The sequence below is a fragment of the Empedobacter stercoris genome (assembly GCF_025244765.1).
Classification (GTDB): Bacteria; Bacteroidota; Bacteroidia; order Flavobacteriales; family Weeksellaceae; genus Empedobacter; species Empedobacter stercoris.
Genome location: NZ_CP104209.1, coordinates 1,116,993 through 1,132,550, shown reverse-complemented (window position 1 = coordinate 1,132,550; position 15,558 = coordinate 1,116,993). Strand labels below are relative to the sequence as shown.

Below are 15,558 nucleotides of genomic sequence, written 5' to 3'. Positions count from 1 at the left end.
CACTTATTAAAATTTTTAAGAAAAGCCTTTAATTAATCGTTAATTTATAGAGTATTAGGTTAATACGGAATATTTAACAAACGCGTGAATTAAATTACACGATTAAGATGTTGATTTAAGATATTTTTCAAACCAGTAAAATGCATAATCTGTTGAAGAATTTGGTTCGTTTCTTCAATTGATAAATCAGTGTTTTTGGTTTGTTGCATTAACTCTTTTATCACATTATCGATGTAAATAATCTTGAAACGTAATAAGACATCGAACAAATCTTTGTGTACAAACTCTTCTTTCTTTTTGATATTGATACCTTGTTTTACCGTCCAATTTTCACTTAAACTATGTTTTTCCATCATCATTTCAGAGGCAAGATTTACAATTTCGGGATTGCTTAATCGAGAAAAATAAGTTCCTGTTCGTAGTTCATCATTTTCTAAACCAGTTTTTACATCATCCAAAATCGATTGAAAAAGTGGATTACTCAAACTCAAATTGTTTTCTTCAAATTGGGTAATGATTTCTTGGTTAACCGTTGTTTTATATAGTTCGTTGTTTTCGTTCTTTAAATCAACTTCCAAATCACCAAATTGCATGATAAGCTTAATGATTTCATTCTCTACAGTTTGCTGTACATTGATAACTTCTTTTGTTGAAGGAACGATTGAAATGGCTGGTTTTTTTGTTCTCGACTGATCGGTGATATGAGAAGAAGAGGTCGATTTGTCATTAGAATTTTGTAATTGAGCCAATTCTTTGAACAAAACTTCTTCACGAATTTCCATTATTTTAGAAGTTTCCGCAATATAAACTTCTTGTTTAATAATATTTGGAATCAATGAAATTGATTTGACAATTTCACGAATTAATTCAGCTTTTTTGATTGGATCATTTTTCGCATCTTCTAATAAAACATTTGCTTTGAAACGAATAAAGTCTGTTGCATTTGATTTTATATAAGCTTCAATTTCTGTTGTCGAATGTTTCTTAGCAAAAGAATCCGGGTCTTCACCTTCTGGTAACAATAGAATTTTGACGTTCATTTCTTGTTCCAGAATCATATCTATTCCTCGGAAAGAAGCTTTAATACCAGCATTATCACCATCATACATCACGACGATGTTTTCTGTTAAACGCTTTATCAAACGAATTTGTTCATTTGTTAGCGCTGTTCCAGAACTTGCCACTACGTTTTGTATCCCTGCTTGATGTAAAGAAAGTACATCAGTATAACCTTCAACTAAAAAACATTGATCGGCTTTTGTAATATGTTGTTTTGCCTGAAATAAACCATAAAGTGTTTTACTTTTGTGGTAAATTTTATTTTCGGGAGAATTTAAATACTTTGCAGCTTTGGCATCATTACGTAGAATACGCCCTCCAAAACCTAAAGTTCTTCCAGAAAAACTGTAAATAGGAAACATGACACGTTCGCGAAATTTATCATATTTTTTATGATCTTCTTTAAACGTAGCTAAACCAGCTTCCTCAATTAATTCTTTTGAATATCCGTTTTTTAAAGCATGTTCTGCTAATGCATCCCATTGTTTTGGTGAATAACCGAGTTCAAATTTATCAATCGTTTCTTTTGTAAAACCGCGTTCCCGGAAATAGCTAAGACCAATTAAATTTCCTTCTTCGGAATTATGTAATTGATTCACAAAGAATTTCTTTGCAAAATCAGTCAAAATATATAAACTTTCTCGTTCTTTTTCTTCTTGCTGTTGCTCAAAATTATATTCTCCATCTTCTTCAATTTCGATGTTATAACGTTTTGCCAACCATCGCAAAGCTTCAGGATAGGTAAACTGTTCAACTTCCATTAAAAAAGTGACAACATTTCCTCCTCTACCTGATGAAAAATCTTTCCAAATTTGTTTAGCAGGTGATACGACAAAAGAAGGAGTTTTTTCATTGCCAAAAGGCGAAAGTCCTTTTAAACTGGAACCTGCACGTTTCAGAGTGACAAAATCACCAACAACTTCTTCTACACGAGCTGTTTCGAAGATTATATCTATTGTTCTTTGAGAAATCAAATTGAATTATTTTTGAGGGATGAAACCAGATTTATTTTTCAAAATTATAACTTTTTATTGATATCAATTCATCTTTCTTAAAAGCATTGTAGAAAAGATTTTTAACATATTTCAATTTTGGTATGGTATTCGTATAATACGAAGAAACTTGAAATTAAATTTTATGAAATCAACAATCTTAAAAATATCTTTTGCAGCAATTTTAGCAACAGGATTTTTAACATCTTGTTCTACGGTAAATAATATGGGTGGAAATACAGAAACGACTAACACAACTTCTATTTTAGGTAAATGGGAATTAAGTCATGTTAATTCTATGAAAGCAGCAACATTGGCAGAAGCATATCCAATGGGTGTTCCTTATCTTAATTTTGTTTCAACTAATATGTTAAATGCTTCTGACGGATGTAACACATTAAACGGAGGGGTTACAATTTCAGGAAATGAAATTACTTTCGGAAATATGATGTCTACGATGAAAGCATGTGAGAATGTAGAAGATTCAAATTTCAGTTCAAAATTAAACGGAAAGTTAAAATATTCAATTTCAGATAATAAATTATTATTAATTCAAGACGATATCGTTGTAATGACTTTTGTTCGTCCAGGGAATTTAGCAGGTTCTTGGGAATTAGAAGAATTTATTGGTAGAGATAGAAGTGCAAAATCTTTGGATGATCGTTTTCCAAATCAGAAACCAACTTTAACGTTCCAAAATAATAAAGTTTCTGGAAATGATGGATGTAATAATTTATCAGGTGCTTATTTAGCTGTTGGAAATTCACTTAAAGTGAAAAACATTGCGACAACACGTATGGCTTGTCAAGGTGTAGATGCTGATGCATTTGGAGAGCGTTTTAACAATGTAAACAAATATGAAATTCAAAACGGAAAATTAGTTTTGTTTGCAAACGATGTTAAAACAATGGTTTTCAAGAAAAAATAATTCGATTTAATTCATAAATCATTAAAGCTGTCATTTTTTGACAGCTTTTTTATTTTTATATTTGTAGACTTTTAAAAGTAGAGAAAGATGAAATTTCCACAAACACATAAATTAAAAGATATTGCATCTATTATAGATGCAAAATTTATTGGAAACGAAAATTTTCCAGTTGAAGGAATCAATGAAATTCACCGTGTAGAAGAGGGAGATATTGTATTTGTTGACCATCCTAAATATTACGATAAAGCATTACAATCTAATGCAACAATTGTTTTAATTAATAAAGAAGTTGATTGTCCAGAAGGAAAAGCTCTGCTGATTTCTGATGATCCATTTCGTGATTTTGTAAAGATTGGCCAATATTTTTTACCATTTCAACCATCAAATAAGCAAATTTCTGATTCAGCAGAAATAGGGGAGGGGACAATTATTCAACCAGGTGCTTTCATTGGAAACCATGTTAAAATTGGTAAAAATTGTGTGATTCATTCTAATGTTTCAATTAACGATCATGCGATTATCGGAGATAATGTTATTATTCGTTCAGGAACTGTTTTGGGTGCAGATGCTTTTTATTACAAAAATCGTGAAACGGGTTATGATCGTTTAAAATCTGTCGGAAATGTAATTATTGAAAATCATGTCGAAATTGGTGCAAACTGTACAATAGATAGAGGAGTATCTGCCTCAACAATTATTGGTGAAGGAACAATTATGGATAATCTAATTCAGATTGGTCACGATACGATTATTGGTAAAAAATGTTTGATTGCTTCTCAGGTAGGAATTGCAGGATGCGTAAATGTAGAAGACGAAGTTTCTATTTGGGGACAAGTTGGGATCACGAGTGGTGTAACTATAGGTACAAAAGCAGTCTTATTAGCACAAGCAGGTGTAAGTAAATCTTTGGAAGGAGGGAAAACTTATTTCGGAACTCCGGCAGAAGAAGCAAGAGGATTGTATAAAAAGATAGCAGCCACAGAGATAATGGTACGCGATTATAGAAAAAAATAATTTTTTTATGATTATATTTTTCAAGCCGAGCACCTGCTCGGCTTTTTTATGATAAATATCTTATAGATTTTTGTCTTGTTTCGATAATTAGATAGTGTATTTTTTACATCGAATATTTTTTAAAATCCAAAACTCCTTTTATATTTGTGTAAATTAAAAATCACAATGTCTGTATTAGTAAACAAAGATTCAAAAATAATCGTTCAAGGGTTCACAGGAAAAGAAGGAACTTTTCATGCTGAGCAAATGATTGAATATGGAACAAACGTAGTAGGAGGCGTAACTCCAGGTAAAGGTGGACAAACACATTTAGGTTTACCAATTTTTAACACAGTGAAAGATGCTGTTGTTGAGGCTGGAGCTGACGTTTCTATTATTTTCGTTCCACCAGCATTCGCAGCTGATGCTGTTATGGAAGCTGCAGAAGCAGGTATCAAAGTAATTATCTGTATTACAGAAGGTATTCCTGTAGAAGATATGGTAAAAGTACAAGCGTACGTTGACCAAAGAGATGTAACATTAATTGGACCGAACTGTCCAGGTGTTATTACATCAGGTGAAGCGAAAGTTGGTATTATGCCAGGATTTATTTTCAAACCAGGTAAAGTTGGTATCGTTTCTAAATCAGGAACTTTAACGTACGAAGCTGCTGACCAAGTTGTAAAAGCTGGTTACGGAATTTCTACAGCAATCGGAATTGGTGGAGATCCAATTATTGGAACAACTACTAAAGAAGCGGTTGAATTATTTATGAATGACCCAGAAACGGAGTGTATCGTAATGATTGGTGAAATTGGTGGTCAATTAGAAGCTGAAGCTGCTCGTTGGATTAAAGCGAATGGTACAAAACCAGTTGTAGGATTTATTGCAGGACAAACTGCACCAAAAGGGCGTACAATGGGACATGCCGGAGCTATCGTAGGTGGAGCTGATGATACAGCGCAAGCTAAAATGGCGATTATGACAGAATGTGGAATTCATGTGGTGTCTTCTCCTGCTGATATCGGAGCTAAAGTTGCTGAAGTTTTAGGATAAGAAAAATTCTTTCTAAATATAAAAGGAACTCAATTTGAGTTCCTTTTTTTTTATAACTTTTATTCAAACCAATATTTACTCATTTCCTCTAAGAAAATTGGATCATTAATAGGAAAAATATCGTCAATAATAGAATTAATTCCACAACTTGGACAAATTGCAGTTTCATCTTTTCCATCTATTTCTTCAATAAATTCTTTGATTTCAGTAGTAGATAAAATTTCTTTACAACAAAAACATGCGCAACTATTAGTATTCAATATTTTTGATTTATTGAATATAGACGCTTTGTGAGCTTGTTTCAAAAATTCAATAGAATACTTCATAAAATTTACAAAAACTCATCTTCATCATCAAAATCATCCTCTGTTTCGTCGTCATCAGGAGAATAATCTTCGATAAAAACCTTGAATAATCTTGGGCAAATAACTTGAAGATTGGTTAAATTCTCGTCATCCCAATCAAAGTCTGGTTTTGGAAATTCTTCAGTAAAGAATTTCATACATTCTTGATCAATAAAATCAAAAAAATCATTTTCGAATTTACAATAGAAAACATTATTTGCAATTAAGTGAAAAGTTTCGAATTCGAACAAATCATCTTCATTGAAACCTTCTTCAAAAAAATCTGCCAAATAATCTGGATTTAAAATCGCTTTTTCAAACAATTCTTTTCCTTGAGAAATAATCCAATTTTTGAAATAATAAAAATGTTCAGGATTTGTACCGTCATTCATAATACAAGACGCACACCAAACCTCTGGTAAATGCAATGTGTAAGCAAAAAAATCTAATCGAAGTTGAAAACCAATAATATCTTCGGCAGTTAGAACATCTAATTCTTGCATCAAAGCTAATTCTTGATCTTGCAGATTATTGGAATCGATCAACGAATTTTCTATAATTTGCCAAAACAGATCTTCTTCGAGCATACGAGAAACTCGTTCTGGTGGTAGAGTTGACGAATTAAACAAATCATCTAAAAAATCCATAATTTTACATTTTAGTTTTTAATTTGCTAAAAATTATCTAAGGTTTTATTCCTTAAACGTTTAATTTATAAAACATTTTAGCTAAATCTTTTTTTAATTTATAAATAATAAATGATGAAACCTATCAATTTTTAAATTATTTGTAATTTTAGCGGTAATTATTTGATTTTGTTTAAACTAAAAAGTCTAATTCTTGAAGGAATTAGACTTTTTGTATGTTTTTTTTATATCTCTACTCAATGATATGTGGCACAAATCGACTTTTGTCAGTTGTAATAAACTGATTACTTTCTCGAACTGTAATTCCACATGATTCTTGTCCGATTACCCAACTTCCGATAATGGTATAACCTGTTTCTTCGTGATGCAAATCTGTTAAAGCTTGGTAGACAAAACCTTCTTCGCCATATTCGCCCGAAGTTTGTTCAGCAATATGACCATTTTTTACAACTTCTACGTTTGCACCTTCACGCGATAGCAATGGCTTTTTGACATAATCTTCCATTTCTTTTGGAGAGCCAAAATATGCTTCTAGCAACAAAGGGTGATTGGGATATAATTCCCATAAAATAGGCAAAATAGCTTTGTTCGAAAGAATCATTTTCCAAGCTGGTTCTATCCAATTGGCATTTATTTCATCATTTTTGATGTTGTAAGCAAACAATTCATTTACCAGCCATTCCCACGGATAAAGCTTGAATATATCGGTAATTTCTTCCTCTTCCAAATCTACAAAATTGACATTATTCCAACCGATTTCGTCAACATAAATTAATTTAGTATTAATTCCGGCTTGTATCGCGCAATCTCTTATATATTCGATATTTGTCAAATCTTCTAAGGATTCTCTTACGCAAGAAAAATGCAAAGTTTGACCTTTTAAATAAGGTTTTAACATTTTCCACGTTTCAATTAATTTATCGTGAACAGAATTGAATTGATCTTTTGTTTCGCCGAAATAATTTTCCATCCAAAGCCATTGTACCACACCACATTCGAACAATGAAGTTGGTGTATCTGCATTGAATTCTAATAATTTAAGTTGACCATTTTTATAGGCAAAATCGAAACGACCATAAATACTTGGTACATCATTTTCCCAAGTATCAATTAAATAAGGTTGAATAAATTTTGGAATTTTAAATTCGTCTAACCGATTATTTTGAATGACATGTTCTACCGCATTTAAGCACATTTCCCATAATTCGTTTGTCGCTTCAAAAAATTGATCCGCTTCTTTTTCTGTTATCGAATAATAATAATCTTCGACCCAATAAGTTTGTTTATTGTCGTCTGTATGAAATCCAAAGCCGATATTTTCTAACCTTTCTTGCCAGTTTTCGTCAGCTTTTATTTTTTTTAATTGCATAAAATTAGTTTAAGATGAAGCTGAACGAGAGGATGCAGATTTCCCAAATCCACCACGAACAGTTTGACTTTTGTATGCTTTCGCTTTTGCAGCGTTTGTTCCGACATTTGATTGTTGATGTAAACCTGGGCTTGCATAACCCATTCCACCACCAGCTAAACTACGGAATGCCATAAACCAAAGCAGAGAACTTCCCATTCCACCATGATGCGAACCGCCAGATTGGGCTGCGTAATTAGAGGAAACATCACTATATGGCGCAGTAGAATCTGCTCGCATATAAACTTTTTGCGCATTATTGGTTACTGCAGGCTCTTCACGATTCATACACGAACTAAGAACCGAAGAAATTAATACCAATGTTACTACTTTACTCGCTCTTTTTTCTCTTTTATTCATCATTATTTATTGTATGGTTACGTAAATAGGGATTTTTGTCGAATCTGTAGGGGTATATTGTTTATGTGTAATCAATGTATCTACTTTTTCGGCAATCATCATATCATTAGCCCAAATTTTTTGTTTGGTAATATGTAAAACAGAATCACCTTTAGTTTCTGTTGTTAAGACAACTTCGCGTGCCGATTTTTTATTTAATTGTTCTAAATTTTGATTTTCGTTTTGATTGGATTGACAAGCAATAAATGTTGTCAAAATAAGTGTTATAAAAAGTATTTTTTTCATCTAAGTTATTTTGTTGTTATAATTAATAAATCACCATTAAATTGTTTTCCAAATGCCTGGTTATTCATTTTATTTTGAGGAACAATATTTATAGATTTTATTGCGTTAGGATCAATTTTTATAAAATTTTTGAGACTGTCGGAAATAGATCTACCATCAATAATAATTAAATCAATTTTCTTTTTATCCCAACCTCTTCGATTGTCGATATTAATATCACTTAATTTAAATAATTCATTGATTTTCTTTAGTGTAATATTTAATTTTTTAGATTTTTTATTAATTCTAATATTTTCAATATTGTCTCTATCTAAATAATTTTTTTCGAAATCAGTTATTTCATTGTTAATAAATATACTGTATTCTTTAGAGTATTTCTTAAGTATTTTGTCTCTGTTATAGTGTATATTATTTGTTTTACAACTAAAAATTAATATTATAAAAATAAAAGGGAAAATTAATTTCATATTTTTAATTATACTTTCAAATATACAAATAAGAGATTAATTGGAATTATTTCACAAAAAAAGCACAATCCGAAATTTCCGAATTATGCTTTTGAATAAGTATAGTCTTATTATTTCTAATGATTTAATACTAATAATTCTTCTTTTTTCATAGAACCTGTTTGTTTCAATCTTGTGTGCCAAGAGAACGCTTCTTCTAAGATATGTGGTGTTTGACCACCTCTTTCTGCACAAGCTCTTTCGAAATAAGATAATAATTCAGCTTTATAATCTGGGTGAACACAGTTGTTGATGATTTCGATTGCTCTTTCGCGAGGAGCTAAACCTCTTAAATCAGCTAAACCTTGTTCTGTTACAATAATATCAACATCGTGTTCTGTATGGTCTGTATGTGAAACCATCGGAACAACAGAAGAAATATTTCCACCTTTTGCAGTAGAAGCAGTAACAAAGATTGAGATAAATGCATTACGAGCAAAATCTCCAGAACCACCGATTCCGTTCATCATGTGAGTACCAGAAACGTGAGTAGAGTTTACGTTACCGTAAATATCACACTCTAAAGATGTATTGATCCCGATAATTCCTAAACGACGAATCACTTCGCAAGAGTTAGAAATAGATTGTGGACGTAAAAGGATTTTTCCTTTGTAGTTGTCAATATTTCCAATTACACGATCGTAACATTCTTGAGAAACTGTCATTGAAGATGCTGAAGCAAACTTCATTTTTCCAGAATCGATTAAATCAAATGTAGAATCTTGTAAAACTTCTGAATACATAACTAAATCTTCGAAGTCGGAATGCTCTAATCCACCTAATACAGCATTTGCAACTTTTCCAATACCACATTGTAATGGCATCAAAGATTTTGTTAAGCGTCCTTCTTTAACTTCATTTTCGAAGAATTTCACAATATTTTGTGCAATTGCCGCAGTCGCTTCGTCAGCTGGTTGAATATCTCCAGGAGCATCTTGAATGTCGTGGAATACAATTCCAACAATTTTAGAAGGATCTACTTTTATTGTTTCACGTCCAATTTTAGAATCACAAGAAGTGATGTTAATTGGGGTACGTTTTCCATATTCTTCTACACTATAGATGTCGTGAATACCTCTGATATTTGTAGGGATAGCTGTATTAATCTCGATGATTAATTTATCAGCATTTTCTGCAATTTCTGCATTATTACCGATAGAAGTTGTAGGAACTAAAGAACCATCTTCTAAAATTTCGGCAACTTCTAAAACACCTAAATCAATCTTAAATTGACCATCTAAAATATGTTCAGCTGATTCTCCTAAGTGTTGATCTATAAATAATACATTTCCTGCATTAATATTTTTACGCATTACAGTGTCAACTTGGAATGGTAAACGTTTTTTTAACGCTCCACTTTCTACCAAAGCAGCGTCCGTTCCATGGCCTAATGATGCACCAGTAACTAAAGTGATTTTTAAATTTTCAGATTTGGCACGCTCCGCAACAGCTTTTAATACAACTTTTGTATCACCTCCTCTTGTAAAACCACTTGAACCTACAGTCATTCCATCTTCAAAAAATTTGGCAGACTCCTCTGCTGTCATTACCTTTGATTGTAAGTCAGTTAATTTTATTCTTTCCAACATAATGCAACTTATTTTCTAATACTTTTCAATAATTGTACCCTTCTCAGTAGAGGGAATTACAAATATTATATAATTTAATAAAAAGTTAATATCAATAATAGTCAAATAATTATTCATTTCAGACACTTTTATTTGTGTACTTGATACATTATATCAAATAAATTATTATATTAGTTCACAGATTAAAAAACTATGAATATACACTTAGATAATAAATTCGAAACACGATACTACCTAACCGAAATTGATAAACTACCGACCTCTATTTTCTGTTATCACAAGGAAATTTCGGAGGCATACGTTGTAGAGCACAAACATAATAAAGCGCAATTTCTTTATTGTGAGGGAGGTATAGTGTATGTCAAAATAGGAAAAGATACTTTTTATTTACCTGCAAGACACTATATGTGGATACCGCCTCATGTTGAACACAGTATACACCCAAATACACCAGATGTAATCATGAGAAATTTATATTTTCCTATAAATGAAAGCGATAATTCGTTTTATAAGAAAGTAGGAATTTATCCAACTGATGGTTTACTTTTAGAACTTTTATTGTTCTCTAATCAATGGAAAGGTGACATAGTGCCTGAAAACAGAAGCGAATATGTAATAGCACAAGCATTTAAAGAAATTTTACCTAAAGTAAGTAAAAGCAGTTTACGATTAGCTTTACCACTTCCACATGATGAACGTCTGAAAAAAATTGTACAATTCTTAGATGATAATATGGATTCTTCGATCACAATGAAAAAAATTACAGCAGAGTTTGGGTTTTCAGAACGATCATTGTCACGTTTATTTCAAAAAGATTTGAATATGACATTTGTGCAGTACTTTACTATTCTAAGAATGTTACGTGCTTTACAGTTATTGATTGACAATACATATTCTATCAGCGAAATATCAACTATGGTAGGATACAATAGTTTACCGACGTTTAGTAATACTTTTCAAAAAGTGATTGGTGTACGCCCTACAGATTACTCAAAAAAGAAAGATATATTATAATAAGATATGAAAATTTATCAAGTAAGTGGATTAGGTGCAAATGCAAATGCATTTAGAAATCTGCGCTTGGAACAAGATTTTGAGCAAGTTTATATTCCTTGGTTAGACCCAGAGAAAGACGAAACTTTGGCTCATTATGCTGAACGATTATTAGATAAAATAAATCCCACAGAAGAATTTCTTTTGATGGGATTATCTTTTGGAGGAATAATTGTACAAGAAATGAATCGTTTTATTGATCCCGCGCATACATTTTTAATTTCTACAGTTAAGAATAGAACAGAGATTCCTAAATTATTTCGATTTTCTGCATTGATCAATGCGCATAAAATAATTCCCATGAGTTTTTTAACTTCAGATCGAACATTTTCTTATATGATGATGAGAAAGTTGTATTATACAGATCGTGAAAAAGATAATATAGATGATATTTTTGAGTTTAAAAATGCGGATTATTTAAAATGGTCGATTCATAAGATTGTTAATTGGGAACACTCTGCTGCTTATCACGAAAAAAATGTAACGCACATTCATGGAACAAAAGATATCGTTTTTCCGATTGAATACATCAAAGACGCTATACAAATAGATGGCGGAACGCATATTATGGTGATGCAAAAACCAAAACAAGTAAGTGAAGAAATCAATAAAGTTTTGACTACATTATAAAAAGAAAAGCTTGAACATTTGTTCAAGCTTTTGTATATATTATAATTCTTTTTCTGTTTGATCTTTTTCTTCAAAATAACTTCTTTCTAAAGCTAAATTTTCGGAATTGATTACATCAAATTCACCAATCTTCGTTCGTCTTAACGCAGTTAAATATCCTCCCGAATTTAAAGCTTTTCCAAAATCATAAGCCAACGAACGTATATACGTTCCCTTGCTGCAATTCACTTCAAAATCAACAAAAGGTAAATTTATTTTTGTTATTTTGAAATCGAGAATATTAACTTTACGTGCTTTTCGTTCGATTTCTTGACCATCACGTGCCAATTCGTACAAACGTTTTCCGTCCACTTTAATTGCCGAATGCATTGGTGGAAATTGTTCAATTTCTCCTATAAACTGCTTCGTTGTTTCGTGAATAATTTCTTCTGTGATATGTTCTGTAGGGAAAATTTCGTTTTCTTCTGATTCTAAATCATAAGTTGGAGTAGTTACGCCTAATTTGATTGTTCCTGTATACGTTTTTTCTTGTGCCTGAAATTCGTCAATGCGTTTTGTCCATTTACCTGTACAAACCAATAAAAGACCAGTGGCTTTAGGGTCTAAAGTTCCGGCATGACCAACTTTTATTTTCTTTAAATTATAAGCTTTTCTGATGTTCCAACGAATTTTATTGACTACATCAAAAGAAGTCCAATCAAGTGGTTTGTCAATCAAAAAAACGTGACCTTCTTGTATTTTTTCTACGTTCATTTTAGTTGTGCTGAATCATTGTAGTTTCTACTGAAGCGGCATTGTCTTTTTCAACTTGAGATGGAGTAGTGTTCCAGAAATAAATCAATAAAATAATTCCGATAATTATTCTGTACCAACCCCAAAACTTGAAACCATATTTTGTTAAAACAGCAATAAATGTTTTTACAGCGATCAAGGCAACGATAAATGCAACCACATTTCCAATGATAAATAAAGTAATATGATGTTGATCTTGTAAAATCATTTCGTAACCTTTCATTGGTGTTGGACCTTCTTTTCCCCAAGTTTTTACAAAAACAGAATAAACTGTAACTGCTAACATCGTAGGAACAGCCAAAAAGAATGAAAATTCGGCAGCAGCTTTACGTGATAATCCTTGTGTCATCCCTCCAATAATAGAGGCAGCAGAACGAGAAGTTCCTGGCATCATGGCTAAACATTGCCAAAAACCGATAATAATAGCTTGTTTTAAAGAAATGTCTTTTTCATCATCAATTCTTGGATTTTTGAACCATTTGTCTACAAATAATAAGATGATACCTCCAAAAACCAACATTCCAGAAATATAGAATTGTTCTTTTAAAACAGCTTCGATTTTATCATCAAATAATTTTCCTAAAATTAACGCAGGTACTACAGCTAATGCTAATTTGATGTAAAAGTTGAAATTAAAATTTTTGAAGTCAAAGAATTTTTTCCAATACAACACAACGATTGATAAAATTGCTCCAAATTGTATTGATACTTGAAACATACTTAAGAAATCACTTGGTTTCATACCCATCAACGCAGCGGTAAATCCCATGTGCGCTGTAGAAGAAATTGGTAAATATTCGGTAAGACCTTCTATAATAGCAATGATAATTGCTTGTAAAGTATTCATTATTTTTCTTTATTCGGATTGATTAAAATGGCATAAATTTCAACGATAAAACCTGCAACAACTAAAAATGGAGCTAATCTAATTCTTCGGAAAGAATAGATTTCGTCGTTCCAATAATTAGCATCCCAAGTTCCATCAGGTCTTGTGTTGGCATCGTGTCCTGTCATTAATAAAAAGCCAAGACCAATTAGTGCAACACCAATTGCCATGAAAATGTAATTTCTTTTTCCGAATAAAAAAGTAAAACCAGCAGTATTTGTAACTGCTGATTTTTTTGTTGTATCGATAGAATTTGATTTCATTAATAAAGTTGATCAGTTTTTAATCTTAAATAACGCCATGCAGCAAACAATGTACTAAATACCGCAATTACAACACCAATTCCAATAAGAATAATGATTAATGGTGTAAAGTTAGGGTTCCAAATAACCAAACCTACTTTTGTTGCTAAAATGTACCACAAGAAACCTAAACCAATAACGGCAATAAATGCTGCTAAGAAACCTAAAATAGCTGCTTCTATTAAGAACGGTTTTACAATAAAACGTCTACGAGCACCTACTAATTGCATTGTTTTAATGCTAAAACGTTTCGCATAAATTTTCAGGCGGATAGAATTGTTGATTAATACAACTACAATTATCAAGAAGATAACAGCAAATATCATAATCCAAAACGTAATGTTGTTGATACTATGATAAATCGTTACCATTGCTTCTTTATCACTCTTTACTTCATCTATGATTTGATTTTTTGCTAAAACTTTGTTGATCGAGTCAATTTGTTCGACAGATTCTATCATTGCAGGGTTTAACGTAATTTGAACCGAAGCAGGGAAAATACTTTCTTCGAAGAAATCACTACCATCTGTACCTAAATCTTTTTTTGCAATTTTTGCAGCCTCTTCTTTGCTAATATATTGTGTAGCTTCAACAAAAGGGTATTTAATTTTTAACGAATCGATATAAGATTTTTGTAAATCGAGTTCCTTATCTTTTAATTTCGGATCTTCGACATCTTTAAAATATGCCTCGATTTTTAACTCTCTTTTTAGATGTTCTGCGTAACTTTGTGCATTAATGACAATTAAGCCGAAAATACCTAATAGAAATAAAACAAGCGAAATACTAATCACAACAGTAATGTTAGAAGAGCGCAGTCTTTTTTTCTCAAATTTATCGTTCGTTTTTGACATTTGGGTTAATTTTGGGGCTAAGATAAAAAAAACTTATTTCGCAAGAAAGATATTCCGTATATATTCTACGGTAAGTTGGTTAAAGAAAACTTAAAATTTAGAATTTTTGAAAGTAAAAGCTAAAAAACATTTAGGTCAGCATTTTTTGAATGACGAAAATATAGCACGAGATATTGCTGAAGGATTGACTTGGCAAGGATATGATCGTGTGTTGGAGATTGGACCAGGAATGGGAGTGTTGACAAAATATATTTTACAAGCAAAGAAAAATATAGAGGTTGTAGAGATTGATAATGAATCTGTTGAATATTTAAAAGAATATTATCAACCATTTTATCCAGGATTTAAAATTCATTCTGAGGATTTTTTGAAAATGGATTTCTCATCAAAATTTGATGAACAAATTGCTATTTTAGGAAATTTTCCGTATAATATCTCTTCGCAAATTATTTTTAAAGCGCTAGAAGAGCGTCACACAGTTCCCGAAGTTTGTGGAATGTTTCAGAAAGAAGTTGCCGAACGTATTGCCTCTAAAAAAGGTACAAAAGATTATGGTATACTTTCAGTGTTAGCGCAAGCGTACTATCATTGCGATTATTTGTTTACTGTGCCAGAACACGTTTTTACACCACCACCAAAAGTGAAATCAGGTGTTATTATAATGAAGCGTTACAGAACAGAAATAGAAGGAGTTGAACAAAAACGATTTTTTCAAGTAGTGAAAGCTGGTTTTGGACAAAGAAGAAAAACGCTTCGTAATTCGTTGAAAGCTTTAGGAATTCCTGAAGATTTAAACGATCACGAATTTATGAGTATGCGCGCAGAACAATTATCTGTCGAAGATTTTATTGAATTAACGAAAAGAATGAAATAG

18 protein-coding genes are annotated in these 15,558 nt (G+C 31.6%); 6 read left to right on the top strand and 12 right to left on the bottom strand.

All coding sequences use genetic code 11. From position 1 onward, the window contains the following. Positions 1 to 89 precede the first annotated feature (89 nt). The gene (gene dnaG, locus NZD85_RS05355; protein ID WP_260543999.1) at positions 90 to 2,033 is read right to left on the bottom strand and encodes a DNA primase; all 1,944 of its coding nucleotides are present in this window, start codon (positions 2,031 to 2,033) and stop codon (positions 90 to 92) included. Positions 2,034 to 2,196: 163 nt separating this feature from the next. On the opposite strand from dnaG, the gene NZD85_RS05350 reads away from it, so the two are divergent. From NZD85_RS05350 to sucD, 3 genes are all read left to right on the top strand, one after another. Further along, positions 2,197 to 2,979 carry an META domain-containing protein gene (locus tag NZD85_RS05350; RefSeq protein ID WP_260543997.1) on the top strand — a complete coding sequence of 261 codons (783 nt, stop codon included), beginning with the start codon at positions 2,197 to 2,199 and terminating at the stop codon, positions 2,977 to 2,979. A gap of 87 nt (positions 2,980 to 3,066) precedes the next feature. Further along, positions 3,067 to 3,993, top strand: coding sequence for a UDP-3-O-(3-hydroxymyristoyl)glucosamine N-acyltransferase (locus tag NZD85_RS05345; RefSeq protein ID WP_171622632.1), 927 nt, complete (start codon positions 3,067 to 3,069; stop codon positions 3,991 to 3,993). A 165-nt stretch (positions 3,994 to 4,158) separates the two neighbouring features. After that, on the top strand, positions 4,159 to 5,028 hold the full coding sequence (gene sucD, locus NZD85_RS05340) for a succinate--CoA ligase subunit alpha (RefSeq protein WP_171622633.1): 870 nt from the start codon (positions 4,159 to 4,161) through the stop codon (positions 5,026 to 5,028). Between the two features lie 59 nt (positions 5,029 to 5,087). On the opposite strand, the gene NZD85_RS05335 is transcribed toward sucD, so the two are convergent. The 7 genes from NZD85_RS05335 to NZD85_RS05305 form a co-directional block, all read right to left on the bottom strand. Next, entirely contained in the window at positions 5,088 to 5,354 is a 267-nt protein-coding gene (locus tag NZD85_RS05335) for a cytoplasmic protein (protein WP_260543993.1), read from the bottom strand. A 5-nt stretch (positions 5,355 to 5,359) separates the two neighbouring features. Next, complete coding sequence (locus NZD85_RS05330) at positions 5,360 to 6,019, bottom strand: DUF4240 domain-containing protein (RefSeq protein ID WP_260543991.1); 660 nt, start codon at positions 6,017 to 6,019, stop codon at positions 5,360 to 5,362. Positions 6,020 to 6,251: 232 nt separating this feature from the next. Continuing rightward, positions 6,252 to 7,388 carry a glutathionylspermidine synthase family protein gene (locus NZD85_RS05325; protein ID WP_260543989.1) on the bottom strand — a complete coding sequence of 379 codons (1,137 nt, stop codon included), beginning with the start codon at positions 7,386 to 7,388 and terminating at the stop codon, positions 6,252 to 6,254. Between the two features lie 9 nt (positions 7,389 to 7,397). After that, positions 7,398 to 7,790 (bottom strand): hypothetical protein, encoded by a 393-nt coding sequence (locus NZD85_RS05320; RefSeq protein ID WP_260543987.1) that lies wholly within the window; start codon positions 7,788 to 7,790, stop codon positions 7,398 to 7,400. 3 nt (positions 7,791 to 7,793) lie between these two features. After that, entirely contained in the window at positions 7,794 to 8,072 is a 279-nt protein-coding gene (locus NZD85_RS05315) for a hypothetical protein (protein ID WP_260543985.1), read from the bottom strand. Positions 8,073 to 8,077: 5 nt separating this feature from the next. Beyond that, a complete protein-coding gene (locus NZD85_RS05310; protein WP_260543983.1) occupies positions 8,078 to 8,539 on the bottom strand; it encodes a hypothetical protein in 462 nt (153 codons plus the stop codon). 116 nt (positions 8,540 to 8,655) lie between these two features. Next, a complete protein-coding gene (locus tag NZD85_RS05305; protein WP_260543981.1) occupies positions 8,656 to 10,167 on the bottom strand; it encodes a succinate CoA transferase in 1,512 nt (503 codons plus the stop codon). 192 nt (positions 10,168 to 10,359) lie between these two features. On the opposite strand from NZD85_RS05305, the gene NZD85_RS05300 reads away from it, so the two are divergent. Both NZD85_RS05300 and NZD85_RS05295 read left to right on the top strand, forming a co-directional pair. After that, positions 10,360 to 11,181: an AraC family transcriptional regulator gene (locus tag NZD85_RS05300; RefSeq protein WP_225539341.1), complete on the top strand. Its 822-nt coding sequence runs from the start codon at positions 10,360 to 10,362 to the stop codon at positions 11,179 to 11,181. Positions 11,182 to 11,187: 6 nt separating this feature from the next. Next, positions 11,188 to 11,850 carry an alpha/beta fold hydrolase gene (locus tag NZD85_RS05295; protein WP_171622641.1) on the top strand — a complete coding sequence of 221 codons (663 nt, stop codon included), beginning with the start codon at positions 11,188 to 11,190 and terminating at the stop codon, positions 11,848 to 11,850. Positions 11,851 to 11,889: 39 nt separating this feature from the next. On the opposite strand, the gene truB is transcribed toward NZD85_RS05295, so the two are convergent. The 4 genes from truB to NZD85_RS05275 are packed head-to-tail and all read right to left on the bottom strand — an operon-like array spanning position 11,890 to position 14,684. Continuing rightward, complete coding sequence (gene truB, locus NZD85_RS05290) at positions 11,890 to 12,603, bottom strand: tRNA pseudouridine(55) synthase TruB (protein WP_260543978.1); 714 nt, start codon at positions 12,601 to 12,603, stop codon at positions 11,890 to 11,892. A gap of 1 nt (position 12,604) precedes the next feature. After that, positions 12,605 to 13,489: an undecaprenyl-diphosphate phosphatase gene (locus NZD85_RS05285; protein WP_260543976.1), complete on the bottom strand. Its 885-nt coding sequence runs from the start codon at positions 13,487 to 13,489 to the stop codon at positions 12,605 to 12,607. Next, positions 13,489 to 13,791 carry a DUF3098 domain-containing protein gene (locus tag NZD85_RS05280; protein ID WP_225542020.1) on the bottom strand — a complete coding sequence of 101 codons (303 nt, stop codon included), beginning with the start codon at positions 13,789 to 13,791 and terminating at the stop codon, positions 13,489 to 13,491. The genes NZD85_RS05285 and NZD85_RS05280 overlap by 1 nt, the downstream gene beginning before the upstream one ends. Beyond that, positions 13,791 to 14,684 (bottom strand): cell division protein FtsX, encoded by an 894-nt coding sequence (locus NZD85_RS05275; RefSeq protein WP_260543974.1) that lies wholly within the window; start codon positions 14,682 to 14,684, stop codon positions 13,791 to 13,793. Before NZD85_RS05275 ends, NZD85_RS05280 begins: the two co-directional genes overlap by 1 nt. Before the next feature lie 106 nt (positions 14,685 to 14,790). On the opposite strand from NZD85_RS05275, the gene rsmA reads away from it, so the two are divergent. Then, positions 14,791 to 15,558: a 16S rRNA (adenine(1518)-N(6)/adenine(1519)-N(6))-dimethyltransferase RsmA gene (gene rsmA, locus NZD85_RS05270; protein ID WP_171622646.1), complete on the top strand. Its 768-nt coding sequence runs from the start codon at positions 14,791 to 14,793 to the stop codon at positions 15,556 to 15,558.

Excerpts from the sequence above, each read along its gene's own strand:
- NZD85_RS05350 (WP_260543997.1), top strand. The coding sequence starts at position 2,197 with ATGAAATCAACAATCTTAAAAATATCTTTTGCAGCAATTTTAGCAACA.
- NZD85_RS05345 (WP_171622632.1), top strand. The coding sequence starts at position 3,067 with ATGAAATTTCCACAAACACATAAATTAAAAGATATTGCATCTATTATA.
- sucD (WP_171622633.1), top strand. The coding sequence starts at position 4,159 with ATGTCTGTATTAGTAAACAAAGATTCAAAAATAATCGTTCAAGGGTTC.
- NZD85_RS05335 (WP_260543993.1), bottom strand. The coding sequence starts at position 5,354 with ATGAAGTATTCTATTGAATTTTTGAAACAAGCTCACAAAGCGTCTATA.
- NZD85_RS05330 (WP_260543991.1), bottom strand. The coding sequence starts at position 6,019 with ATGGATTTTTTAGATGATTTGTTTAATTCGTCAACTCTACCACCAGAA.
- NZD85_RS05325 (WP_260543989.1), bottom strand. The coding sequence starts at position 7,388 with ATGCAATTAAAAAAAATAAAAGCTGACGAAAACTGGCAAGAAAGGTTA.
- NZD85_RS05320 (WP_260543987.1), bottom strand. The coding sequence starts at position 7,790 with ATGATGAATAAAAGAGAAAAAAGAGCGAGTAAAGTAGTAACATTGGTA.
- NZD85_RS05315 (WP_260543985.1), bottom strand. The coding sequence starts at position 8,072 with ATGAAAAAAATACTTTTTATAACACTTATTTTGACAACATTTATTGCT.
- NZD85_RS05310 (WP_260543983.1), bottom strand. The coding sequence starts at position 8,539 with ATGAAATTAATTTTCCCTTTTATTTTTATAATATTAATTTTTAGTTGT.
- NZD85_RS05305 (WP_260543981.1), bottom strand. The coding sequence starts at position 10,167 with ATGTTGGAAAGAATAAAATTAACTGACTTACAATCAAAGGTAATGACA.
- NZD85_RS05300 (WP_225539341.1), top strand. The coding sequence starts at position 10,360 with ATGAATATACACTTAGATAATAAATTCGAAACACGATACTACCTAACC.
- NZD85_RS05295 (WP_171622641.1), top strand. The coding sequence starts at position 11,188 with ATGAAAATTTATCAAGTAAGTGGATTAGGTGCAAATGCAAATGCATTT.
- truB (WP_260543978.1), bottom strand. The coding sequence starts at position 12,603 with ATGAACGTAGAAAAAATACAAGAAGGTCACGTTTTTTTGATTGACAAA.
- NZD85_RS05285 (WP_260543976.1), bottom strand. The coding sequence starts at position 13,489 with ATGAATACTTTACAAGCAATTATCATTGCTATTATAGAAGGTCTTACC.
- NZD85_RS05280 (WP_225542020.1), bottom strand. The coding sequence starts at position 13,791 with ATGAAATCAAATTCTATCGATACAACAAAAAAATCAGCAGTTACAAAT.
- NZD85_RS05275 (WP_260543974.1), bottom strand. The coding sequence starts at position 14,684 with ATGTCAAAAACGAACGATAAATTTGAGAAAAAAAGACTGCGCTCTTCT.